Annotated in this window: 28 protein-coding genes; 2 read left to right on the forward strand and 26 right to left on the reverse strand. The window is 28.9% G+C overall.

What is annotated here, in order from left to right; translation table 11 throughout:
• A complete protein-coding gene (locus CAMP5082_RS00355) occupies positions 1-3,015 on the forward strand; it encodes an efflux RND transporter permease subunit (RefSeq protein ID WP_337205581.1) in 3,015 nt (1,004 codons plus the stop codon).
• Here CAMP5082_RS00355 and CAMP5082_RS00360 read toward each other — a convergent pair whose 3' ends face one another.
• The 18 genes from CAMP5082_RS00360 to CAMP5082_RS00445 form a co-directional block, all read right to left on the reverse strand.
• Positions 3,016-3,345 carry a Spx/MgsR family RNA polymerase-binding regulatory protein gene (locus CAMP5082_RS00360; RefSeq protein ID WP_337205582.1) on the reverse strand — a complete coding sequence of 110 codons (330 nt, stop codon included), beginning with the start codon at positions 3,343-3,345 and terminating at the stop codon, positions 3,016-3,018. It abuts the gene before it with no gap.
• Positions 3,339-4,679 carry a class II 3-deoxy-7-phosphoheptulonate synthase gene (locus tag CAMP5082_RS00365; RefSeq protein WP_263702102.1) on the reverse strand — a complete coding sequence of 447 codons (1,341 nt, stop codon included), beginning with the start codon at positions 4,677-4,679 and terminating at the stop codon, positions 3,339-3,341. Before CAMP5082_RS00365 ends, CAMP5082_RS00360 begins: the two co-directional genes overlap by 7 nt.
• Before the next feature lie 52 nt (positions 4,680-4,731).
• Positions 4,732-5,085 (reverse strand): cupin domain-containing protein, encoded by a 354-nt coding sequence (locus CAMP5082_RS00370; protein WP_263663138.1) that lies wholly within the window; start codon positions 5,083-5,085, stop codon positions 4,732-4,734.
• Positions 5,086-5,087: 2 nt separating this feature from the next.
• Positions 5,088-5,444: a 50S ribosomal protein L19 gene (gene rplS / locus CAMP5082_RS00375; protein ID WP_012661698.1), complete on the reverse strand. Its 357-nt coding sequence runs from the start codon at positions 5,442-5,444 to the stop codon at positions 5,088-5,090.
• Positions 5,445-5,455: 11 nt separating this feature from the next.
• Positions 5,456-6,160: a tRNA (guanosine(37)-N1)-methyltransferase TrmD gene (gene trmD, locus CAMP5082_RS00380; protein ID WP_263724808.1), complete on the reverse strand. Its 705-nt coding sequence runs from the start codon at positions 6,158-6,160 to the stop codon at positions 5,456-5,458.
• Positions 6,157-6,681: a ribosome maturation factor RimM gene (gene rimM, locus CAMP5082_RS00385; RefSeq protein WP_337205583.1), complete on the reverse strand. Its 525-nt coding sequence runs from the start codon at positions 6,679-6,681 to the stop codon at positions 6,157-6,159. The genes trmD and rimM overlap by 4 nt, the downstream gene beginning before the upstream one ends.
• Positions 6,671-6,916, reverse strand: coding sequence for a KH domain-containing protein (locus CAMP5082_RS00390; RefSeq protein WP_012661701.1), 246 nt, complete (start codon positions 6,914-6,916; stop codon positions 6,671-6,673). Before CAMP5082_RS00390 ends, rimM begins: the two co-directional genes overlap by 11 nt.
• A gap of 2 nt (positions 6,917-6,918) precedes the next feature.
• Complete coding sequence (gene rpsP / locus CAMP5082_RS00395) at positions 6,919-7,146, reverse strand: 30S ribosomal protein S16 (RefSeq protein WP_012661702.1); 228 nt, start codon at positions 7,144-7,146, stop codon at positions 6,919-6,921.
• Between the two features lie 71 nt (positions 7,147-7,217).
• Entirely contained in the window at positions 7,218-8,555 is a 1,338-nt protein-coding gene (gene ffh, locus CAMP5082_RS00400; RefSeq protein WP_337205584.1) for a signal recognition particle protein, read from the reverse strand.
• A gap of 64 nt (positions 8,556-8,619) precedes the next feature.
• Positions 8,620-9,372 carry a pseudouridine synthase family protein gene (locus tag CAMP5082_RS00405; protein ID WP_263682110.1) on the reverse strand — a complete coding sequence of 251 codons (753 nt, stop codon included), beginning with the start codon at positions 9,370-9,372 and terminating at the stop codon, positions 8,620-8,622.
• Positions 9,353-10,537, reverse strand: a complete 1,185-nt coding sequence (gene waaA / locus CAMP5082_RS00410; RefSeq protein WP_337205585.1) for a lipid IV(A) 3-deoxy-D-manno-octulosonic acid transferase — start codon at positions 10,535-10,537, stop codon at positions 9,353-9,355. Before waaA ends, CAMP5082_RS00405 begins: the two co-directional genes overlap by 20 nt.
• Positions 10,534-11,253, reverse strand: a complete 720-nt coding sequence (locus CAMP5082_RS00415; protein ID WP_149062431.1) for a zinc ribbon domain-containing protein — start codon at positions 11,251-11,253, stop codon at positions 10,534-10,536. The genes waaA and CAMP5082_RS00415 overlap by 4 nt, the downstream gene beginning before the upstream one ends.
• A gap of 11 nt (positions 11,254-11,264) precedes the next feature.
• Entirely contained in the window at positions 11,265-11,990 is a 726-nt protein-coding gene (locus tag CAMP5082_RS00420; protein WP_337205586.1) for a Nif3-like dinuclear metal center hexameric protein, read from the reverse strand.
• On the reverse strand, positions 11,980-12,840 hold the full coding sequence (gene glyQ / locus CAMP5082_RS00425) for a glycine--tRNA ligase subunit alpha (RefSeq protein WP_039618598.1): 861 nt from the start codon (positions 12,838-12,840) through the stop codon (positions 11,980-11,982). The genes CAMP5082_RS00420 and glyQ overlap by 11 nt, the downstream gene beginning before the upstream one ends.
• Complete coding sequence (locus tag CAMP5082_RS00430; RefSeq protein ID WP_263695382.1) at positions 12,837-13,343, reverse strand: DUF3972 domain-containing protein; 507 nt, start codon at positions 13,341-13,343, stop codon at positions 12,837-12,839. The genes glyQ and CAMP5082_RS00430 overlap by 4 nt, the downstream gene beginning before the upstream one ends.
• Before the next feature lie 9 nt (positions 13,344-13,352).
• Positions 13,353-13,847 carry a 5-(carboxyamino)imidazole ribonucleotide mutase gene (purE, locus tag CAMP5082_RS00435; protein ID WP_337205587.1) on the reverse strand — a complete coding sequence of 165 codons (495 nt, stop codon included), beginning with the start codon at positions 13,845-13,847 and terminating at the stop codon, positions 13,353-13,355.
• The gene (locus tag CAMP5082_RS00440) at positions 13,844-15,100 is read right to left on the reverse strand and encodes a peptidase U32 family protein (RefSeq protein WP_337205588.1); all 1,257 of its coding nucleotides are present in this window, start codon (positions 15,098-15,100) and stop codon (positions 13,844-13,846) included. The genes purE and CAMP5082_RS00440 overlap by 4 nt, the downstream gene beginning before the upstream one ends.
• Entirely contained in the window at positions 15,097-15,804 is a 708-nt protein-coding gene (locus CAMP5082_RS00445; protein WP_337205589.1) for a chemotaxis protein, read from the reverse strand. The genes CAMP5082_RS00440 and CAMP5082_RS00445 overlap by 4 nt, the downstream gene beginning before the upstream one ends.
• A 201-nt stretch (positions 15,805-16,005) precedes the next feature.
• On the opposite strand from CAMP5082_RS00445, the gene glnA reads away from it, so the two are divergent.
• On the forward strand, positions 16,006-17,436 hold the full coding sequence (gene glnA / locus CAMP5082_RS00450; RefSeq protein ID WP_337205590.1) for a type I glutamate--ammonia ligase: 1,431 nt from the start codon (positions 16,006-16,008) through the stop codon (positions 17,434-17,436).
• A gap of 28 nt (positions 17,437-17,464) precedes the next feature.
• Here the strand turns inward: glnA and purU are convergent, their stop codons facing one another.
• The 8 genes from purU to CAMP5082_RS00490 all read right to left on the reverse strand — a co-directional run bounded on the left by purU (position 17,465) and on the right by CAMP5082_RS00490 (position 22,707).
• Positions 17,465-18,292, reverse strand: a complete 828-nt coding sequence (gene purU, locus CAMP5082_RS00455) for a formyltetrahydrofolate deformylase (protein ID WP_257938485.1) — start codon at positions 18,290-18,292, stop codon at positions 17,465-17,467.
• Entirely contained in the window at positions 18,289-19,398 is a 1,110-nt protein-coding gene (locus tag CAMP5082_RS00460) for a CCA tRNA nucleotidyltransferase (RefSeq protein WP_337205591.1), read from the reverse strand. The genes purU and CAMP5082_RS00460 overlap by 4 nt, the downstream gene beginning before the upstream one ends.
• Positions 19,367-19,804 (reverse strand): effector protein CiaD, encoded by a 438-nt coding sequence (gene ciaD / locus CAMP5082_RS00465; protein ID WP_263678750.1) that lies wholly within the window; start codon positions 19,802-19,804, stop codon positions 19,367-19,369. The genes CAMP5082_RS00460 and ciaD overlap by 32 nt, the downstream gene beginning before the upstream one ends.
• On the reverse strand, positions 19,801-20,049 hold the full coding sequence (locus CAMP5082_RS00470; RefSeq protein WP_087699331.1) for a hypothetical protein: 249 nt from the start codon (positions 20,047-20,049) through the stop codon (positions 19,801-19,803). The genes ciaD and CAMP5082_RS00470 overlap by 4 nt, the downstream gene beginning before the upstream one ends.
• A gap of 61 nt (positions 20,050-20,110) precedes the next feature.
• Positions 20,111-21,286, reverse strand: a complete 1,176-nt coding sequence (locus CAMP5082_RS00475; RefSeq protein WP_337205592.1) for an MFS transporter — start codon at positions 21,284-21,286, stop codon at positions 20,111-20,113.
• Positions 21,287-21,288: 2 nt separating this feature from the next.
• Entirely contained in the window at positions 21,289-21,456 is a 168-nt protein-coding gene (locus CAMP5082_RS00480) for a hypothetical protein (protein WP_257396760.1), read from the reverse strand.
• Positions 21,457-21,458: 2 nt separating this feature from the next.
• Entirely contained in the window at positions 21,459-21,794 is a 336-nt protein-coding gene (locus CAMP5082_RS00485) for a chaperone NapD (RefSeq protein WP_263702116.1), read from the reverse strand.
• Positions 21,781-22,707: a WD40 repeat domain-containing protein gene (locus CAMP5082_RS00490; protein ID WP_337205593.1), complete on the reverse strand. Its 927-nt coding sequence runs from the start codon at positions 22,705-22,707 to the stop codon at positions 21,781-21,783. The genes CAMP5082_RS00485 and CAMP5082_RS00490 overlap by 14 nt, the downstream gene beginning before the upstream one ends.
• Positions 22,708-22,709: the final 2 nt, after the last annotated feature.

The raw sequence follows: 22,709 nt of genomic DNA on the forward strand, positions 1-22,709 counted from the left end.
TTGTATCGTTTTACTATTAATAATCCTATTGCTGTTTTGATGTTTTTTATCGCTTTGGTGATTTTTGGTACTTTTTCTATTTTTAGTATGCCTATTAATCTTTATCCAAAAGTAGATATTCCTTTGATTAAAATCACCACCACCACTAATGGAGATTTAAAATTCATAGAATCTAAAATAACCAAAGAAATAGAAAATGCAATTTCAGATGTACAAGGGATAAAAAATATCAATTCTACAAGTTATAATAATTTTTCTATTTCTGTTGTTGAATTTGAATTAGGCAAAAATTTAGAAGTAGCTGCAAATGATATTAGAGATAAACTTAATACTATTAATCTTCCAGCAAAGCCAACCTTAGAAAAAATATCCCCTGATGCAGGATCTGTTGTATCATTATTTTTAAGCTCCAAAGATCATTTAAAACTTATGCGTAAGATTGACAATGATATAAAACCATTTTTACAGAAAATTTCAGGAGTTGGAACGATCAATGATATAGCCTTTTTAAAACCACAAGTTCAAATCAAACTCCTGCCTAATGCCTTACAAAAATATCATATTAATGCACTTGATGTAGCTAAAATCATCCAAAGCCATAATTTTAAACAATATCTAGGTGAGTTTGAAAATTCAAAAGATAATTTCACCATCAAAGGATATTTTGAAGCACAAAATTTAAAAGAGCTAGAAAATATACGCATTTTTAGTGGAATATTTTTAAAAGATATAGCAAATATTAGTTATGGCTTAGAAGATCAAAAGCAGTTTGCAATGCTTGATACAAAAGATGGGGTATTACTTGAGCTTAATAAAATTTCTGGTTATAACTCCTTAAAAGTTATAGAAAATATAAAAAATTCTTTAAAAACACTGCAAGCAATAGCAGGCAATGAGATAGAAATTAAAATAGTTTATGATAAAAGCCAAAACATCTTAAAACATATCAATCAGGTTGTTTTTGATATGGTTTTTGGCGTGATTTTGACACTTTTAATAGTGTATGTATTTTTAAGAAATATCAGTGCGACTATTTTAGCTTTTATTGTTTTACCAACTTCAATTATTTCTAGTTTTTTTCTCATTAATCTTTTAGGTTATGATATTAATCGCTTAACCATTATAGCTCTTACTTTAAGTATAGGAATTTTTATAGATGATGCTATAGTCATCATTGAAAGTATAGCCAAAAAAGCAAAAACACTCCCTCCTTTACAAGCTTCATTTGAAGGGATCAAAGAAATAGGCTTTAGCGTCTTAAGCATTAGTGCGGTTTTATTGTGTGTGTTTATACCTATTGCTTATATGAATTCAGTTCCTGGTTTATTTTTTAATGTATTAGCTACTAGCGTTGCTTCTGGTGTGATTATAAGCTATCTTGTAAGTGTATTTCTAATACCTACCTTAAGTGCTAGATTTTTAAATACTAGCGAAAGCACATTTTATAAAAAAAGTGAATTTTTATTTATAAAACTTGACTTATTTTATGAAAAGCTACTTTATAAAGTTTTAGCTAATAAAATTAAATTTATCCTATCAACGCTTGTTGTAATTATTTTATGTTTTTCTTTAGCTCCTAAAATAGGCTTAGATTTTCTACCTATAGAAGAAGATAGTGAAATACAAGTTTTATTAGAAAGCAAAAACGACTTATCTTTAGAAGCTATGAAAGAAAAAAGTTTAAAAGTATATGAAAATATAAAGCAAGATCCAAGTGTTGCTTATGCATATTTACTTATAGGATATAATGACGCAAAAGAAATTAAAAAAGCAAAAATTTATGTAAAATTAAAATCTTTAAATGAAAGAAAATTCAGACAACCTAAGCTTATTAGCCTTTTTCAAGAAAAATTAAACTCCTATGAAGACTTAAAGATAAAAGTTTTAGAACTCCCTAAAATAGAAGGAGCAGGCATTGAAGATCCAGTTCAAATTCAAATTTTAGGTGATGATTTAAAGCTAATAAAAGAAGCTATTAATAGAATGGAAGAAGTGTTTTCAAAACACGAAGGCTTTGTTGTTATAGATGATAATGAAGGGGATTTAAAAGAAGAAATTGCTATTAATATCAATAGAGAAAAAGCTGCCAAACTTGGTATTAACCCTCAAGAACTTGCTTATGTCTTGGCTTATTCCTTTGGAAATTTAAGCGTTGGAAATATGGATTATAAAAATTTTAAAGATGAAATTATCCTTAGCTTTGATGAAGCTTTTAAGCAAAATCCAACTAGTTTAGAGCTAATAGAACTTAAAAATCATGACAATGAAAGTATAAAACTTGCTAGTATTGCTAGCTTTTCTTATAAAAAAGATCTTTCTTTAATTAACAGACACAATAAAACTACTAGTATAAAACTCACTTCAAGCATAGAAAACATTTCTTTAGGTGAAGTAAGAAAAATTTTTGAGTCCAATTTAGCTTATATTTTAGGAAAAAATAACCTATCTTTTGCTTATTCTGGTTTTTTGGACTTTTTAGATGATACCATTAGTGGATTTTTGTTTTCTATATCTTTGGGGATGATTTTGATTTATTTAATCCTTGCTTCTTTGTATTCAAGTTTAATACTTCCTTTAATCATCATGATAAGCATGCCTTTGGCTTTTGGTGGAGCTTGTTTTGGAATTTTTATCACAGGAAATCACTTTTCTTTATTTGTGCTTGTGGCTATTATTTTGCTTTTTGGAATGGTAGGAAAAAATGCTATATTATTAGTAGATGTAGCTAATAAAAAATGCGATGAAGGTATGGAAGTAGAAAAAGCACTAATTTATGCAGGAAAAAGTCGTTTAAGAGCCATTTTAATGACAACTTTTGCGATGATTTTTTCCATGCTTCCACTAGCACTTTCAAGAGGTTCTGGTTTTGAAGGAAATTCTCCTATGGCCATTGCTATTATATTTGGTCTTATTAGCTCAACCTTACTTACACTTTTAGTAGTGCCAGCTTTATTTAAATTTGCTCATAATTTAGATGTAAAAATTAAAAAAATCTACCAAAGAGAGAAAATTTAATTAAAAACTCTCATATTCTTTAGCTATAAAAACTTCATCATCTTTTACAATTAATGGGCGTTTTATGAGTGTTGGACTTTCTAAAATCATTGCTTTAATTTCATCTTGGTTTAAATTTTGAAGTTTTTCTTTATTTAAGCCTAATCTTCTAGCACTCATACCCGCTGTATTTGCAAGCTCTAAAACACTCCTTTTGCTAAGCCAAAAATCTAAAGTTTCCTCATCTAGCTTTTTAATATCTAAAAATTCAAATCCAATTTGCTTAGAATTTAAATAATCCATAGCTTTTTTAACACTATTACAATTTTTAATACCATAAAATTTTAACATTTTCTTGCCTTTTTAACTAAGTCTGCTATGATAAATGCTAATTCTAATGCTTGATCAGCATTTAATCTTGGATCACATTGTGTTTCATAACGTTTAGAAAGTTCTTCTTGAGTGATATTTAAAGAGCCTCCTACACATTCAGTTACATTTTGCCCTGTCATTTCCAAATGCACCCCACCAGGATATACTCCCTCACTCATAGCTATTTCAAAAAACGCACGCACTTCTTGGATGATTTTATCAAATTCTCTTGTTTTAAAATTACCTGACTTAACTGTGTTTGCATGCATAGGATCTATGCTATAAAGTATATTAAATCCTTCTTGTTTTAACTCTTTAAATAATTTTGGCAAGGCATTTTCTATCTTATCACATCCCATACGAATAATGAAATTTAATCTTCCTGCTTCATTATGCGGATTTAAAATACTTACTAGCTTTTTAATCTCATCTAAATCATAATTAGCACTAAGCTTCACACCAAGTGGATTTTTCACTCCACTTAAAAAATGCACATGTGCTTCATCTGCTTTTCTAGTACGCTCACCTATCCAAAGCATATGTGCTGAACAATCATAAATTTCCCCGCTTAAACTATCTACCCTAGTTAAAGCCTCTTCATAAGGTAAAAGCAAGGCTTCATGAGAAGTATAAAAGGCTGTTTGAGAAAGATTTGGAGTATCGGTGATACCACAAGCTTGCATAAAAGCTAAAGCTTGAGTGATTTTTTCGCTAAGTTCATCATATTTTCTCCCAAGTTCTGCCTTTTTTAAAAAACCCAAATTCCACTTATGCACTACTCTTAAATCCGCTAAACCACCTCTTGAAAAAGCTCTTAATAAATTTAAAGTTGTAGCACTTTGATAATATGCTTCTAGCATTCTTTTAGGATCAGCTATTCTTGATTTTTCATTAAATTCAAAACCATTAATAATATCCCCGCGATAACTTGGAAGCTTTACTCCTTCAATTTCTTCAAAATCACTACTTCTTGGCTTTGCAAATTGTCCTGCAACGCGCCCTACTTTAACGATGGGACAAGATCCTGCAAAAGTAAGCACTATAGCCATTTGAAGCATAACTTTGAACATATCTCTTATATTATCAGCGCCAAAATTTACAAAACTCTCCGCACAATCTCCTCCTTGGAGTAAAAATGCTTGTGAATTTACAACATTAGCAAGGGATTTTTTTAATTTATCCACCTCACCTGCAAAAACAAGCGGTGGTAATTTTTCTAATTTTTTAACAACATCTTGTAATTCATTTTCATCAGGATATTGTGGTTGTTGCTGAATTTTATAATTTTTCCAAGAATCTTTAGTCCATTTCATAGCTTAACTTCCTAATTTTAGTAAGCTAAAATTATACAAAATGAGGCTTAAATTAAGATTTTAAAACACTTTTAATGCGTTCAAGACTATCTTGCTTATATAAAGTTAAGCGCACTATAGAATCTTCTAACGCTAAAAGATTATGGATTTCATGAGCTTTTAAACTTACACTATCCAGTGTTTTAAGTAGAATTTTTTGGTTTAAAACTCCAAAATCAATGGAGCCTTTTAATACTTGTATGGTAATATCAAAAGGCGCTTTATGATCTTTCATAAAGCTATCTTTTGACATAGTTATGCAGATTTCTTTAGCATAAGCATTTTCTATTTTCTTAGATATATTTATGCTGTTTTGAATTTCTTGTTCCCAGGAAATTACTTCATATATTTGAGTTCTAAATTTCACTTTTATTTTTTAAGTTCTTTAATACGAGCAGCCTTACCTCTTCTATCTCTTAGGTAGAATAATCTAGCACGGCGTACACGACCTCTTCTTAATACTGTAATACTTTCTAAACTTTCACTATAAATAGGAAAAATTCTTTCAACGCCTACATTGTTAGCACCGATTTTACGTACGATGAAAGTTTCATCTACACCATTTCCTCTACGTGCTATACAAATACCTTCAAAATTTTGAATTCTTGTTTTATCGCCTTCTTTAATGCGAATAGCAAGTCTTAAAGTATCTCCAGCACGAAATTCTGGAACATTTTTACCTTCAATTTGTTTTTGCTCAAATTGCTCAATGTATTTATTTTTCATAACGATATTCCTTAAAATTTGCGTTCATGCTTTTGATACAAATCAGGACGAAAATATTTCGTTTTGCAAGACGCCAAAGTAGTTTTTAAAGCTGTGATTTTAGCGTGATTTCCCTTTAAAAACTCTGAAGGCACATAAAATTTTTTATTTTCCTTTTCAAAAATAAAAGGTTTGGAAAACGATGGGGCTTCCAATAAGTCATTTTCAAAACTTTCTTCACTTAAGCTTTCGCTATTTCCAAGAACATCTTGAATATTTCTGCTAATAGCATCACACATCACCAAAGACGCTAACTCTCCACCTGTAAGTATAAAATCACCTATAGAAAATACCTCATTAGCAAATTCTTCCACAATGCGCTCATCCAAACCCTCATATCTACTACTTACAAAGCAAATATGATCTTTCTTACTTAATCTTTTAGCATCAGTTTGTTTAAAAGTCTTAGCGCAAGGCAAAAGAAAAACAAAATGAACATTTTTATCTTGTTTTTTAATATGTCTTAAGCAATCATACAAAGGCTGAGCTTGTAATAAAAGCCCTGCACCTCCTCCTATTTTATAATCATCTACTTTAAAGTGCTTATTTGCAGTAAAATTTCTAGGATTAACAAAAGCAAATTCTAATATTCCCTTTTCTTTTGCCCTTGCTAAAATAGAAGTTTGAAAATAAGGTTCAATAAGCTCTGGGAATAAACTTACAAAAGTATATTTCATGAATTTTCTAAAATATCTAAAGCAGATCGTGTGAATATTTTTTTATTTTCTACATCAACTTTTTGAATATATTTATCAACATAAGGAATATAAAAGTTTTTAACCTTTGTCTGTAGTTTTTCATCACATTTTATACAAAATAAAAATCCTGCTCCATTTTCTAAAATGTCTTCAACTACACCTAATTTTTGCTCATTTTCAATAATATCACATCCAATTATATCAAAATAAAAATACTCATCTTTTTTTAATTTACAAGTTTCTTTTGTAGCTTCAATAGTTTGAAAAAGAGTAATATTAGTTAAGGTTTTGGCAGCTTCAACACTCTCAAAATCTTCAAATAAAACTAAAGATCTAGTTTTATCAAAAGCCTTTATGGTGTAAATTTTTTGATTAATATCAAAAAATTTAGCACCTATTTTAAACTGCTCATAAAAATCACTAAGATTATGTAATCTTACATAACCTTTTAAACCAACACTTTTCCCAAGTTTAGCAACTTGGATCAAATCATTCTTCAATGGCTTTTACCGTTATACGATATGAAGTTGCATCTTTAACTTTATAAGCCATAATGACTGTTTTTATTGCGTTGATTAATTTTCCATTTTTTCCGATCAACTTACCAGTATCAGATGGATCGACATAAATGATAATTTCAGCAAAATTGTTTTCTAAATTTTGTCTTTGTATATCAACTTTTTCAGGAAAATCAACAATTAATTTTGCGTATTCTCTTAAAAAATTTTCAACCATTTTTATTTGCTTGTAATAGCTGCTACTCTATCGCTTAATTTAGCACCTACACTTTTCCAATAAGCCAAACGTTCAGCATCAAATTTTACCACTTCAGGTTCAACCATAGGATTGTAATATCCAATGCTTTCTATCCAACTACCATCACGTCTTTTTCTGCTATCAGTTACAACTATACGATAAAATGGTCTTTTTTTACGTCCCATTTTTGTAAGTCTGATTACTGTCATTTTAATACTCCTAAAAAAATTAAAATTTTGTTATAGATATTTTAACTCATATATCCATAAAAAAGCTTTAATTATTGCGGTCTTTTAGCTTGCTGCAACATATTCATAAAGTTTTCCATTCCTTTTTTGTTTGAAAATTTCTTTGCCAACTTAGCTGCATTACTAAATTGTTTTAAAAAGCGATTTACTTCCATTTGAGATAAACCAGCACCCTCTGCAATACGACGCTTTCTTGCGTTGTTTAACAAATCAGGATTTTCTCTTTCTTTTGGTGTCATTGATGAAATCATTGCCTTAATATGAATAATTTCTTTAGAATTGTCCAAATCAATATCTTTAATATTTGCTGCCATAGATGATAAACCAGGTATCATGCCAATGATTGATTTCATACTACCAAGTTTTTTAACGCTTTCCATTTGATTTAAAAAGTCATTAAAATTAAATTCACCTTTTTTAATTTTCTTATTAAGTTTTTTTGCTTCTTTTTCATCTATAATAGCTGCGGTTTTTTCAGCCAAAGTCGCTAAATCACCCTCGCCCATGATACGATTAACAATTCTATCAGGGATAAATACTTCTAAATCAGCTACTTTCTCACCAACACCAATAAATCTTAAAGGCACACCAATTTGTTTTGCTATGCCTAGCGCAACACCACCTTTAGTATCTGCATCAAATTTACTTAAAATAACCCCTGTAATTTCTAAAGCCTCATTAAAGCTACTTGCTGTTTTAACTCCATCTTGACCACTCATAGCATCAGCTACATAAAATACTTCATCAGGATTTAAAATAGCTTTTACATCTTTAAGCTCACTCATCAAAGCCGTATCGATTGCTAAACGGCCAGCAGTATCTACAAGCAAAACATCATACATAGAATTTTTTGCTTTTTCTAAAGCTTGTTTAGCAACATTTAAAGGATTACTTTCATTTTCTATGAAAAATAAATCGAGCTCATTAGCTTGAGTGAGTTGTCTTAGCTGTTCTACTGCAGCTAATCTTTGTAAATCACATGCAGCAATTAGTACTTTTTTATTTCTTAACTTTAAATAATTAGCAATTTTAACCGTAGTGGTAGTTTTACCACCACCTTGCAAACCACACATCAAAACAACCGTAGGTGGCTTACTAGCAAATACAAAACCTTGATTTTTACCTTTAACACTAAGAATTTCTTCTAAATTTTTCTTAATTGAATCTAAAAATTGTTTTTGACCTATGCCATTAGTTTTCACATCATTTTCTACTAAAGTAAGTAATTCTTTAGTAACTTTATGATGTACATCTGCTTTTAAAAGGGCTTTTTTTAAAGTGTCAAGAGCGTTTTTTAAAGCTTTTTCATCATCAACAAAACGAAGTTTATTAACTGCGGATTTAAACGACTCACTAACTATTTCAAACACTTTATTTTCCCTTTATTAAAATTTTAAAAAGCTAAATTATAAACCCTTTTAGCTTTAAACGCCTTTAAAAATTTAAATTTTTTACTTCAAAACCATAAGCATTGAAACTCTCATCAAGCAAGGCTTTAAATTGATAATCAAAAATATGCGTTTCATATGAATGCAAATACATTCTAGAAGAGCTAATTTTTGCATATTTTTCATCACCTATAATACCATGTTTTATATGATTTAAATGCACTCTAATTTGATGTGTTCTACCTGTTTTAATGACTGCTTTTATTAAGGTTTTTTTAGCATTTACCATTAAAGGTATAACCTGAGTATGAGCTTCTAAGCCAAATTTATCGATTTTACTAAAGGCTCCAGATTTATTTTTTATAGTAGTTATTTTTTCACAAATTTCAAGTTCTTCAGCAATCACTCCATCAACAATAGCTAAATAACTTTTATAAACATTTTGTTTTTTGTATTCTTGAATGCATTTTAGTCTAAATTCCTCATCTTTACTTAAAAGTAAAACTCCACTTGTTTCCTTATCAAGTCTATTGATTAATTTAGCATTATAAATACCTTCTAAATTCTCACTAATCTCACCATAAGGCTTATTTAAAGCTATGATTTTATCATCTTCAAAAAGTATTTTTGCTTTTTTTATTTTTTGCACAACAAATCTTGTTTTAGAACTCATTAAAGCCCTAGCTATAACAACCTTTTTACCCATAGCAAAAACACAGCCTTTGTCAATCAAATCCTTTGCTGTGTTATTAGAAATTTTTTCTTGCATTGCAAGCAATTTATAAGCTTTTTCTTGCATCTAAACCTTCTTTTATACTTAATATAATTTCATTTAAATCACTTTGTTCTTTAAGTTGTGCTTGTGGTAGTTTTTGCTTTAAAAAAACATTTATATCTTTTGCACTCTCACAAATATACAAACCATCAACTTCTTGATATAAACTTTCTTGATTAAAATAATATTTCCCTGAGATAATAACATTATTCCATCTAGCTGCCTCTATAGGATTATGCCCACCTATATTATCTACAAAAGAGCCGCATAAAAAAACCACATCACTAATCTTATAAAAACTTTCTAGCTCACCTAAAGTATCTAGCAATAAACATTTGGCATTAAAAAAATTTGCAAAATTATTTTCGCTTAATGTAAAGTCTGAAAATTTTTGCATATTATAGTGGTTTTTTTGACAAAAATCTTTTAAAATTCCCTCAACCTCGCCAAAACGCTCTGGATGTCTTGGGGCGATAATCAATTTATCGTTTTCTTCTAAATTAATTTCATTAAGTAATAATCGTTCTTCATTTTCATGTGTACTAGCAAATATAACAATCCTAGCTTTGGGCTTGGAATAGTTTTTCACTTGTTCTTGTTTTATATTAGCTTTGATATTTTTATATGCTATAACATTTTTAGCGCCCAAGCATTCTAATCTTTCTTTGTCTTTTTGACTTTGCGCAAACACAACATCAATATATTTAAAAATCAAACGATAAAAAAAGCTAAAACGCTTATAGTTTTTTAAAGATCTATCGCTAATTCTAGCATTTAATAAAACAACTTTTGCATTATAAAATTTAGCCATAAACACAAGCATAAGCCAAAGCTCTGCTTCAAAAATAACCAAAACTTTACAAGGTCTCATCCAAAAAGGTACAAAAATCTCAAAAGGGAAAAAATTTACTTTTTTAGAATATTTTAAAGCTTCACTAAAACCAGTTTGAGTTATGGTTGAAATTTTACAAGCTGGAAAAAGTTTTATTAAAGGAATAAGGCTTTTAATTTCACCAAAAGAACAAGCATGAAAATACACGTCACCTTGTTTTTGCCTTAAATTTTTGTAAAGAAAGAATCTTGATTTTAATGATATTTTATACTTTTCCTTACAAAAACTTAAAATCAATAAAAAAGGAGCTGCAATTATATATATAATCACAGCAAAAATATAATAAAAAAAAATCAATTTTGATTTTCTTCTTTTTCTTTGTATAAAATTCTTCCACAATGTGGGCAAGTTATGATTTCATCACCTTTTAAAACAGCCAAATAAGTTTTATCATAAATTCTCATAAAACAGCCATAACAAGCATGTTTTTTTACAGGAACTACTGCAGTATTTCCCGCCCATTTTCTAATTTTTTCATAAAAAGTTAAAACTTTTTGATTTATTTCACCTACTAATTTTACCTTTTTATCATAAATTTGTAATCTTTCTTTTTCAATATCCACTAAAACAGTTTTAGTTTGAGCATCGATTTGATCCACTTCATTTTCAAGTTCGCTTCTTTTAGCTTGCAATTCTTGTATAAACTTTTCTTTATTTTCTAAAATTTTATCCAATCTTTCAATTTCTTCATTTGCTGCATCAAGTTGTTCTTTGGCTATATCCTCTTCAATTTTTAAAGCATTTGCTTCTTTTTCGGTTTTTACCGCTGCACTTTTTTTGGCTATTTCTTTTATTTTTACACCAAATTCTGCAATATGATTGTTGTTTTGAATTTTTTGATTTTCTATATCTTTAATATCTTTCTCAAAACCTGCAATTTCTTCTTCTGTCTTATCAAGTAAATTGCGTTTTTCTTTTAAATCTTTTGTAGCATCTTCTACTTTATTTGCAAAACCATCAAGTTCTTTATCAATTTGCGATAAAGCTATAAGTTGTTCTAAATATTTACTCATTGAAATTTTCCTTAAAAATATTGAAATGGATTTTTTGAAACTGATATTATAACTTCTAAATGAAATTTTTGCAAATCTTTTGCTAAAATTTTACCAAAACAAGATTCGCTTTCATAGTGTCCTATATCAATCAAACTAAGTTTATTATGATAACTTTCCAAAGCTTGATGATATTTAAAATCTCCGCTTAAAAAGCAATCTGCCTTAACACTAGAAATTAAATCTCCTCCACTACCTGTGCATATTGCTAAAGTTTTAATTTTCTCATTACCTGCATTTACAACTCTTATGTAATCAAGCTTTAAACTTTTTTTCACATGATTAATTAAATCGCTAAATTTAAAATCAACATCACAATAAATTAAAAACTCATTTTGTTCTTTAATCTTAAAACCTAAAATTTCACGAGCAAAATAAGCATTTAAATGACTTAAGTCAAAATTCGTATGCATAGCAATTAAAGCTATGTTTTTTTGTATCATTTTAGTAAGAATATTTTGCGGATAAAACACTCCGCTTAAGTTTTTTAAACCTTTAAAAATCAAAGGATGATGAACTATAAAAAGTGAATTTTCGCGTGCGTTTTCAATTAAATGCATATCCACATCAAGAGCAAGATAAATTTGATTTACTTCTTGATCTAAAGTTCCAAGTAATAGGCCACTATTATCCCATGAACTTTGCGTACTAAATGGGCTAATAGTATCCAAATAATCATAAATTTCTTTAATTTTCATCTAAACTTTCTTTATACACCAAAGCACAATTTTTAGATAATTCTCTAATTTTAAGCATAAAGTCTTGTCTTTGAGTTACTGAAATAGCTCCTCTTGCATCAAGCAAATTAAAAGTGTGCGCTGCTAACATACAATAATCATATGCTGGTAAAGCAAGCTTTGCTTCTAATGCATTTTTACACTCATTATAAGCATTTTCAAATTGCACATTTAAAGTTTTCACATCACTTACTTCAAAATTATATTTACTAAATTCAAACTCGCCTTGCTTATGAACATCTTTATAAGTAATTTTTTCGCCGTTAAATTCATTCCAAACTATGTCATATACATTATCTACATCTTGCAAATACATTGCAAGTCTTTCTAAACCATAAGTAATTTCAGCACTTACTAAATCTACGCTTATACCGCCAACTTGCTGAAAATAAGTAAATTGTGTCACTTCCATACCGTCAAGCCAAACTTCCCAACCCAAACCCCAAGCACCTAAACTTGGACTTTCCCAGTTATCTTCAACAAAACGAATATCATGTGATTTTAAATCAAAACCTAAATTTTCTAAACTTTTTAAATATAATTCTTGGATATTATCAGGACTTGGTTTAATCAAAACTTGAAATTGATAATAAGCGCCTAACCTATTAGGATTTTCTCCATATCTTCCATCAGTTGGTCTTCTACTTGGTGCTACATAAGCAGTTGCCCATGGTTTTTTTCCTAAACTTCTTAAAAAAGTTGCCGGGTGAAATGTCCCTGCACCTGCTGGAAAATCATAAGGTTGCATAATAGCACAACCTTGCTTTTGCCAAAATTCTTGTAAATTTAATATCATTTGAGAAAAGGTCATTTTTCTTCCTTTATTTCTTCTGACTTTTCAGGCGAATTTGCATATAATTCTACTGTTTTATTCCACATCATTTTATATTTTCTTTTTAGAAATTCTACTTCATTGCGCGCATATTTAAGTTGCTCGTTAAGATTTTCTATAGTTTTTCTATCCTCATCGTAAAGTTCTTGCATAGAATAAAGAGCATCTTTTAAAAATTTATTCTCACCCTTTAAAGCTTCTAAGGTCTCATCCTTAGCATCAAGAACTTTTTCATGTAAATTTAAAATAGTTCCTATAGTTTTTTCTACAAAACTTTCTCCTGCTAAAGTCATAGAATTTACCATAGCAGGTTGTTTTGAGCTCATAGGTACTACACTAAAAGTTCCTTGATTAGCTTCTATATAAATTTTACCCTCTTCTTCTTTGAAATTTAAAGCACCATTTGCCATCATTCCTTTTACAACATCTTCAGATAAATGTACTAATTGACAAAATTCTTTTAATTCCAAGTAAGTTTGCATACATGCTCCTTAAAGAAAAACTTCAATTGTATTAGAATCTTGTATTAATTTTTCTTGTTGCTTTTGTCTATCTTCTAATAATTTTTGCGCTAAAGACTCATCTTCTATTGCTAAAATTTGTACAGCTAAATAAGCTGCATTAATAGCCCCTGCTTTACCTATAGTTACAGTTGCCACAGGAATCCCACTTGGCATTTGCACAGTAGAAAATAAAGAATCCATGCTTGCTAAATTACTTCCTGGCATAGGTATACCTAAAACAGGTTTTGTTGTATGCGCTGCAACAGCTCCTGCTAAATGTGCTGCCATACCTGCTGCGGCAATAAATACTTTAGCACCTTTTTCTTCAGCGTTTTTAATGTATTCTTGAGTTCTTTGAGGACTTCTGTGTGCTGAAGTGATTAAAATTTCATATTTAACATCAAATTTTTCCAAAATTCCCAAAGCTTCTTTTACCACATCATAATCACTCTTACTTCCCATCAATATAGAAACAAATTTCATTCAACACTCCTTCTTAAAAAGCTAAATTCTGGAAGCTTAAACGGTAAAGTAATTTCATTTTCATTACCACTATGAATTTCACTAAATTCTTTATTATTTTTGGCTAATAATTGCTTAAAAACTATAAATTTCTTACCATCATTTTCATAGATTAAACCTAGTTTATTTTCTCCTAATTCTATATTAGAATTAACCGGAGCTAAAATTTCATATTCTTTGTTTAATTCTATCTTGCCTTTACATTTAAAAAACTCACCATCTTCACTAATAGCATGCACTTGATGAGTTCCTTCTTCTATGCTTGTATCATGATTAATAGAATCGGTTTTTTCATAAGCTCTTGAAACTAAATATCCATCCGTAAAACCTCTGTGTTTTAAAGTATGAATTTCTTTTTCATATTTGCTCGCATCGAAAGTATTTTGCAATACATCTTGCACTGCCATTTTATAAGTTCTTGTAGTCAAAGCTACATAGTACTCACTTTTTGTTCTTCCTTCTATTTTAAAAGCATGAATACAATTTTCTTGCATAATTTTTTGAATATATGAGCTTAAATTTAAATCTTTAGAATTAAACACATGTGTGCCATTTTCATCTTCTTCTAATCTAAAAAGCGTATTTGTTTCTGGATTTTTCGCATAAAGCTCATAATTAAATCTACAATCATTTGCGCAAGAGCCACGATTACTCATACGCCCACTTTGTACTGAACTTATTAAACATCTACCAGAATATGCAAAGCACATAGAGCCATGCACAAAACTTTCAAGCTCAATATCACAATTATTTTTTAAATCTTTTGCATCTTTTAAGCCAAGCTCTCTTGCTATAACAACACGCTTAGCTCCCATGTCTTTATAGACTTGAGCGTCTAAATAGTTTAAAATATTAGCTTGAGTGGATACATGAAGATTGATTTCAGGTGCAAGTTCTTTAACTAAACGCATAGCACCTACAGAAGCTACTATAAAAGCATCAGGTTTCATTTCTTTTAATTTTAAAATATGCCTTTTTAAACCCTCAATTTGTGAGCTAAAATGAAAACCATTAATGGTTACATAAATTTTTTTTCCTCTTGTGTGAGTATAATCAATGGCTTCTTTAAAAGTTTCATAATTGAAATCCCTAGCAGTTCTTGCTCTTAATGAAAAATTACTCACTCCCGCATAAACAGCATCAGCTCCATAAGCTAACGCTATTTTTAATTTTGTAAAATTTCCCGCAGGAGCTACTATTTCAGGAACAATCATTTTTTGCCTAAACTTGCGATTAATGCCTCAATATCATCATTGCTTACAACATCTGTAGTTGTATCACCTTCAATATGCACAGCCGATCCTACGCGTTTTTCATCATCAATTTTACCTTCAAATAAACTACTCATGTATCTACTTAAAGCTCTCATAACATTAATAACACGTTCGATTTTTTGACGGTGAATATCTTGGTATTGCATAGCATCCATTGCCATCATAACTTCATCTTGTCCAGTTTGTAAACAACCCGTGATTTCATCTATAATATTTTTAGCATTATTGTTAGTTTCTATAGCTTCTTTAAAGCTTACAACATTAGGAAATTTTGCATTTAGTTTTTCAAAAATTTCTATATTTTTATTCAAAGCATCGCTAATTACACAAAGCTCATTTTCTGAATTTGCAAAGAAATCATTAATAATTTCTAACTTTTCCATCATTTCAGTAGCTTTGATTTCACTATCTCTTGTAACATCATCAAGCTGATGCACAACTTTATGTTCTTTGCTAGGTGGTGGTGGTGGCCATGCCATATCTGCTCTTGCTTTATAATCACCATTAATCATTGCATCAACAATTTGTTTATTTTTTTCCTCATCTTCATACTCTGCTTCAGGCTTTGTTTCTGTTTCTTCTACAGAATCAAGATCTAAATCTTCAGTGCTATTCATTAAAGCATCTAATTCTTCTTGAGTCATTTTTACACCTTTTTAATATAAAAAACTAATGTGAAATTATATTATAAAAAAATATAAACCAATATTAATTTTGTTAATTAATTATATAAATTAATATTTTTTTGTATTTGACCATAAAAAAAATATTAATTTAAACTTAATTTAATAAAAATATACTACAATCTTAAAAAATAAATTAATACCTATTAAAAAGGAGAGAAAATGGGTAAGTTTGTAAATAACATTGGTGAGTTTTTTAGTTATTGTCAAGAACATGAAGTTTTATTTGTTGATTTTAGATTTACTGATATGATAGGTACTTGGCACCATATTACTTACAATATAAAAGCAATTGATGATAAAACTTTTGAAAATGGAATTCCTTTTGATGCAAGCTCTTTACACGGTTGGCAACCTATAGAAAAATCGGATATGATTTTAAAACCTGATGTAGAAAGCGCATTCTTAGATCCATTTACAGCAGATCCTACTATCATAGTAATTTGTGATGTATATGATATTTATAAAGATCAAATGTATGAAAAATGTCCAAGAAGTATTGCCAAAAAAGCAATGCAACACTTAAGTACAAGCAATATCGCCGATACAGCTTATTTTGGTCCTGAAAATGAATTTTTTATTTTTGATAATGTAAAAATAGTTGATTCTTCTCATTGTGCAAAATATGAAGTAGATACTGAAGAAGGTGAATGGAATGATAATAAAGATTTCACAGATAGTTACAATAGCGGACATCGCCCAAGAAATAAAGGTGGGTATTTTCCTGTAAGCCCTATTGATTCTAGTGTAGATATTAGAGCTGAAATGGTACAAGTTTTAGAAAGAGTGGGTTTAAAAACTTTCGTACATCACCATGAAGTAGCACAAGGACAAGCTGAGATTGGTGTAGAATTTGGAAATTTAGTTGAAGCTGCTGATAATGTACAAATTTACAAATATGTAGTAAAAATGGTAGCACATTTAAATGGAAAAACAGCAACTTTTATGCCAAAACCACTCTATGGAGATAATGGAAGTGGTATGCATGTGCATATGAGTCTTTGGAAAGATGGAATAAATTTATTCTATGATAAAGAAGGCTATGGAAAATTAAGCAAATGTGCGATTAATTACATCGGTGGAATTTTAGCTAATGCAAGAAGTGTTGCCGCATTTACCAATCCTAGCTCAAATTCCTATAAAAGAATAGTTCCAGGTTTTGAAGCACCTTGCATTTTAACTTATTCTTGTCAAAATCGCTCTGCAAGTTGTCGCGTACCTTATGGTATTAATGAAAAAAGCGCAAGAATTGAAATAAGATTTCCTGATAGCACTTCTAATCCTTACCTAGCTTTTACAAGCTTGCTTATGGCAGGACTTGATGGTATTAAAAATAAAACCATACCGGTTGGCCCTATGGATGAAAATTTATTCGCATTAACCCTAGATGAAATTAGAGAAAAAGGTATAGAGCAATTACCTCACACTTTAAGAGGATCTTTAGAAGCGCTCATTAGAAAAAATGCTTTCTTAAAGCCTGTTATGAGTGATGTGTTTATCGATGATTATCAACATATGAAATTTGAAACCCAAGTATGGCCTGTAGAAGCTAGACCAACTGCATATGAGTTTAAAACTTGTTATTCTTGCTAATTTTTGATGCCTTTTTGGCATCAAAAATTTAAAACACTATCGTTTTATTTTCGTGTATAAAAATCCTATCATCAAAGACCAAATCCAAAGCCTTAGAAAAAACATTTTTTTCCACATTACGTCCTGCTTGTTGCATAGCCTGCCAAGAATATTCATGAGTAACTGGTATAACATCTTGAGTGATAATTGGTCCCTCATCTAAGTTATTATTTACAAAATGTGCTGTTGCGCCTATAATCTTCACTCCTCTTTCATAAGCTTGCTTATAAGGATTAGCTCCTATAAATGCAGGTAAAAAAGAATGGTGGATATTAATAATCTTTCCTTCAAAATGCTCCACAAAAGATGGAGACAATATTCTCATATATTTTGCTAAAACAATATAATCAAATTCATATTGTTTTAAACACTCTAGTAATTTTTCTTCATGCTCTTGTCTGCTTAAATCCTGCGCTAAAATAGTATGAAAAGGTATGTTAAATTTATCCACTAAAGGTTTTAATATCTCATAATTTGCAATAACTGCTTTAATATTTGCGTTAAATTCCCCACTAAATTGGCGGATAAGTAATTCACCCAAACAATGAGTTTCTTTGGTAGCTAAAACAATAATATCTTTTTTTCTCTTTGGTGTAATTTCAATTTGTGCATTATCAGGAAGCATAGCCTCAAGCGTTCCTTTAAAAGCTTTTATATCAAGCTCACCTTCTAAATGCGCCCTAAAGAAAAAACGATTTTCTCCAACAAATTCATCATTTTTTATAATGTTGATTCTATATTTAAAAATAACATCTGAAATTCTATAAATCAATCCTTTTTCATCACTACTTGAAATTTTTAAAATATATTCATTCATTTTTGCTCCTTTATATAGTTTTTTAATTCTTGTAATCTTCTTTTTTCAAGCTCAATCCCAAGCTCTTTCCCACTAAATCCTTCCTTTAGTAAATCATTTGCACTAATTTTACTTTTAAAAGCATGATAATATAAATTTAATTTCTTTGCTTGTGCCATACGCTCATTATCCCAAAGTCCAAGCCATTTGCAAAGTGGTATTTTTAAAGCAATTTTAGCTAAATTAAAATCATCAATTTTACCTAAAATAAATTCTTGTTCACATTTTTTTAATAGTTCTTTTTTTAATTTTGTTTTATTGAAAAATTCCTCTTTATTTATATGAAAAAAATTCAAATACAAATATAAATACAAAGCCTCATCATAAATTAATTTTTGACTATGCTCTAAAAGTTTTTCAAATTCTTCATTACAGCTTTGATAAAAAAATATTTTTTCTTCTAACTTTAAAATTTTGAAATACTCATAAGCTTTATTTAGTCTTGAAGTTTTAAAAATTTTATAAAGTTCATTATTAATACGCTCTTTAGATAAATCACTTATATCCATAGTTTGCATTAATTTTAAACTTTCTTTTGCAATTGTTAAATCAAACCTGCATGCAAAAGAAATTCCACGAAGCACTCTTAAACTATCTTCAACAAAACTTATATCATCAATATGTCTTATAATCTTTGCTTGTAAATCTTGCAAACCATTAAAAAAATCTAAAAACTTAAAATCAAAAATATTTACCATCAATGCATTAATAGTAAAATCCCTTCTTTTAGCTCCTTCTTGTTCATCATTACAAACTTTAACCTCAAAACCTCTATGGCCTGTAGAAATTTTATTTTCATAACGCGCTAGAGCTAAATCAAATTTTTTGTATTTATATACAAAAAAACTTTTTCCTACTCCATTTGCACCAAGTTTTTGCATAAGCTCATCAAAAAGCTTAGGCTCAATATCATAAATTTCTATATCATAATCATCACTAGATAAATCTAAAAAAGAATTCCTTACACAACCACCTACCAAATAAGCTCTTTGTGTGTAAGGTTTAAGTATATTTTTAATTCTTAAAAAATCTTGATCATTTTTTAAGTCTATCTTCAATCTTTGCAAGTAAAAACTCTAAAAAAGTAATTGTAATATCTAGTCTTTTTTCTATATGCTCATCTTTAGTATTTTTTAATCCTTCAAATAAAACCAAAATACGCTCTCTGATATTTTTTAAGAAAAATTCTTCATTATTTATAATACTTTCTTCTTTTTCCTCTAAAGCTTCAACCTTAATAGTCATAGCTTGTTTATCTTCTTTAACTTTTACTTCTAAATCATCTAATTCTTGGATCAATTCTTGCGCAACTTGATTAATCTCTTTTTTTATTTTATCTTCTTGGATATTAGTATTTTTTTCTTGAGTAATTTCCTCTACCATAGGAGTAAATTCATCATTTTTACTTTTTTTATTATCTAACTCTGAATTAACTTCACTTATGGCCATTTTTGCTAAATCTTCTATATTCATAGTTTTATTAACCACCTTTTAAATTCATTAACTTCTTCTTCGCTTTTCATATTAACAAAAAAATCAAGCATATCATAATTTAAATCTTCATGATTAGAACGCAAACCACTTAAACGCCTTATAGCATCAATGGCATTTTTATTTTGCGGATCTTGCTTTAATATATTTTTATAAATCTCCAAAGCTTCATCTTTTAAACCTTGCGCCTCATAAATAGAGGCTTCTGTTACTGTATATCGCATTATCAACTCACAAAAAATAAAATGTCAAAATTCTAACAAAAAAGACTTTAATTTATTTTAATTTTTACTTAATCACAGGAGCTTTATATGCTAAAAATACAAAAATATTAAGTATTATAGCTACTGTAATAAGCATGATAAAGCCTAAAGTAAAATTTCCAAAACTATCATGGAGCATACCTATAATCCAAGGTGCTTGAGCTGCTATTAAATACCCTATGCCTTGTGACATGGCAGAAAGTTTAGCTGCTATAAAAGAAGTTGAACTTTTTATAGCAATAAACAATAATGAAATTGTAAAAACCCCACTAGATGCAAAACCTAAGAAAATAGCTGCTAACAACAATACTAATTTTACATCACAAAAAAACACCAAAATAAAACTTAAAACATATAAAAAACCCAATGTTATAATAACAAAACCCTTAGTAGCATGAGCTCTTAGTTTTCCTAAAACAATAGGTAATAAAAACGCCACAGGCATACCTATGATTTGAGAAAGTAATAAAACATTAGAACCAAAATCAATTCCAAAACCTTTTTCACTTATCATCACACTAAGCCAAGCAAAAAGACTATAAGATAAAAAACTTTGCAGTCCCATTACAATAGTAACTTTCCAAGCTGTTAAATTCAAAAAAAGATTTATTTTATTGATGTTTTTCTTCTTAGGACGCAATAATCTTTTGTTTTTCAAATGCGGAAAATAAAAAATCAAAGCAATCAAAGCTAAAACAACCCAAAAAAACATAGCTTGAGGCACCTCAAAAATTTTAAGCAAAGGAAGCGATAAAGCCACTCCAGCAATTGAAGATAAACCTATAATTGATCCATATAAACCCATTATTTTATAAGCATTTTTTGCAAATTTTTCTTTTACAAAAGAAGGTAATAAAACATTAGCTATTGCAATGCCTGCCCCAATTAGAAAAACCCCAGAAAATAAACCTATATTACCCCCATAACTTCTAATAAACTCTCCAAAAACAATTAAACACAAAGCAAAAAACAAAGCTTTAATTTGCGAAAAATACGCCACGAAAAAAGATATAAGCCCAAAGGCTATCAAAGGTAAAGTTGTAAGCATTCCTGCTAGGGCTGAATTTATCTTATAATGTTCTTGAATATATTCTATCATAGGACCTATAGAGGTTATAGGTGCTCTTAAATTTAAAGCAAGGGTAATTACAACTAAAATATTAATCCAAAAGAATTTTTTATATGAAATTTGTGTATACATGATTATTTTTGATTTAATATATTTTCAAGGTATTTTTGTTTATCTTGCTTAATATTTTTTTGTTCTATTTGCTTTTGTTGTTTTACTACTTCATTTTCCTTAGAAAAATAAAAATGATCAATAATAAAAACAGAAGAAATGATAAAAATCAAAGGAATCAAAAAAACCATAATCAATACTTTCTAAAGACATTGCCATAGTATTCTATATTATCTTTTTTTAAATTCTCATCAAAAGCATTTGCCTCAAAATTTGCTTTTAAAATTTTTTCTCTTTCTTCGTCTAAATCCTGATAAGAAAAAACCATATTAATACTCACTACCCCATCAAGCTGTTCTAATTGTTTATATGCTTTTAACTCATCATCTAAATTTTCACTTTCTATTACTACTATAATTTTTTCATCCTGAGCTAATTCCACACTACAACAAGGTGTTTTTTGAATTTGTTCTTTGAGTTTTTCTACTTTTTCTTCTTTGGTTAAAATCAACACACTAGAAAGATTCATCTATACTCCAAAATATAATTTTATCTTCATAACCTGCACTAATAAGCTCATGCTCATTTAAAAATATAAGATATTCTAGCAAAAAATCTTTATTTTGGAATTTTTTTATCGTTTTTAAATTTTTAGTATCTATAAGTTCTATGATATTTTTTTCATTATCTCCAAAAACTGCTATTGAGCCATCTTTATTTAAAGCACAAGTATAAATCAAAAAATCTCTTTCTATGTTTTTTTCTTGATCATTTTTCACTATGCCTAATTTTCTATCAGTACTACAGCTTGCAATAATTGTGTTTTTAAAATCAAGTTGATAAATATTATCCTTGTGAATATTCTTATAACTTTTTATTTTTTGCCATTTCTTCACATCAAAAAGCATTAGCTCACCACTTTCAAAACCTGCCACTAATTGAGTTTTAGTTTCATTTAAAACCACATCACTTAAGCTTGAACTAGAAAAAGTAAAATTTTTTACAACGCTTTTTGTTTTTAGATCAAAAAGCTCTATATTAGAACCTAGCAAGGCTAATAAAATAGTATTATCATCTAAAAACAAAGCTTTTTTTGCTCCATCATTAGCTAAATCATAGCTTAAAAGTTGTTTATTTTTATAAACATATAATTTTTTACTTCCAAAATCACCTTCACTTAAAATCAAAATAGCCCCATTTAAGTAATCAATACTATAAATTCTAGGGCTAAGATTTTCTTCGTAAAAATTTTTAATCTTATCCAGCTGAGTGATTTTTTGCATTTTTTTATCTTTAAGGAAATATTGTTTTATTTCTCCATTATCAAGTCCTATAAGCAAACTATTATCAGCAAGCTTTAAAGCGTTTAAATTTGAATCAAGCTTAAACTCATAACTCAATGCATAAATACTCATTAGTAAGATTAAAAACATTTTTTTCATAA

Source organism: Campylobacter sp. LMG 17559 (assembly GCF_024723605.1).
Classification (GTDB): Bacteria; Campylobacterota; Campylobacteria; order Campylobacterales; family Campylobacteraceae; genus Campylobacter_D.

What these genes read in the sequence shown, in the direction of transcription:
- CAMP5082_RS00360 (WP_337205582.1), bottom strand. Translation starts at nt 3,345, where the DNA reads ATGTTAAAATTTTATGGTATTAAAAATTGTAATAGTGTTAAAAAAGCT.
- CAMP5082_RS00365 (WP_263702102.1), bottom strand. Translation starts at nt 4,679, where the DNA reads ATGAAATGGACTAAAGATTCTTGGAAAAATTATAAAATTCAGCAACAA.
- rplS (WP_012661698.1), bottom strand. Translation starts at nt 5,444, where the DNA reads ATGAAAAATAAATACATTGAGCAATTTGAGCAAAAACAAATTGAAGGT.
- trmD (WP_263724808.1), bottom strand. Translation starts at nt 6,160, where the DNA reads ATGAAATATACTTTTGTAAGTTTATTCCCAGAGCTTATTGAACCTTAT.
- CAMP5082_RS00390 (WP_012661701.1), bottom strand. Translation starts at nt 6,916, where the DNA reads ATGGTTGAAAATTTTTTAAGAGAATACGCAAAATTAATTGTTGATTTT.
- rpsP (WP_012661702.1), bottom strand. Translation starts at nt 7,146, where the DNA reads ATGACAGTAATCAGACTTACAAAAATGGGACGTAAAAAAAGACCATTT.
- CAMP5082_RS00405 (WP_263682110.1), bottom strand. Translation starts at nt 9,372, where the DNA reads ATGCAAGAAAAAGCTTATAAATTGCTTGCAATGCAAGAAAAAATTTCT.
- CAMP5082_RS00415 (WP_149062431.1), bottom strand. Translation starts at nt 11,253, where the DNA reads ATGAGTAAATATTTAGAACAACTTATAGCTTTATCGCAAATTGATAAA.
- CAMP5082_RS00420 (WP_337205586.1), bottom strand. Translation starts at nt 11,990, where the DNA reads ATGAAAATTAAAGAAATTTATGATTATTTGGATACTATTAGCCCATTT.
- glyQ (WP_039618598.1), bottom strand. Translation starts at nt 12,840, where the DNA reads ATGACCTTTTCTCAAATGATATTAAATTTACAAGAATTTTGGCAAAAG.
- CAMP5082_RS00430 (WP_263695382.1), bottom strand. Translation starts at nt 13,343, where the DNA reads ATGCAAACTTACTTGGAATTAAAAGAATTTTGTCAATTAGTACATTTA.
- purE (WP_337205587.1), bottom strand. Translation starts at nt 13,847, where the DNA reads ATGAAATTTGTTTCTATATTGATGGGAAGTAAGAGTGATTATGATGTG.
- CAMP5082_RS00440 (WP_337205588.1), bottom strand. Translation starts at nt 15,100, where the DNA reads ATGATTGTTCCTGAAATAGTAGCTCCTGCGGGAAATTTTACAAAATTA.
- CAMP5082_RS00445 (WP_337205589.1), bottom strand. Translation starts at nt 15,804, where the DNA reads ATGACTCAAGAAGAATTAGATGCTTTAATGAATAGCACTGAAGATTTA.
- glnA (WP_337205590.1), top strand. Translation starts at nt 16,006, where the DNA reads ATGGGTAAGTTTGTAAATAACATTGGTGAGTTTTTTAGTTATTGTCAA.
- purU (WP_257938485.1), bottom strand. Translation starts at nt 18,292, where the DNA reads ATGAATGAATATATTTTAAAAATTTCAAGTAGTGATGAAAAAGGATTG.
- ciaD (WP_263678750.1), bottom strand. Translation starts at nt 19,804, where the DNA reads ATGAATATAGAAGATTTAGCAAAAATGGCCATAAGTGAAGTTAATTCA.
- CAMP5082_RS00475 (WP_337205592.1), bottom strand. Translation starts at nt 21,286, where the DNA reads ATGTATACACAAATTTCATATAAAAAATTCTTTTGGATTAATATTTTA.
- CAMP5082_RS00480 (WP_257396760.1), bottom strand. Translation starts at nt 21,456, where the DNA reads ATGGTTTTTTTGATTCCTTTGATTTTTATCATTTCTTCTGTTTTTATT.
- CAMP5082_RS00485 (WP_263702116.1), bottom strand. Translation starts at nt 21,794, where the DNA reads ATGAATCTTTCTAGTGTGTTGATTTTAACCAAAGAAGAAAAAGTAGAA.
- CAMP5082_RS00490 (WP_337205593.1), bottom strand. Translation starts at nt 22,707, where the DNA reads ATGAAAAAAATGTTTTTAATCTTACTAATGAGTATTTATGCATTGAGT.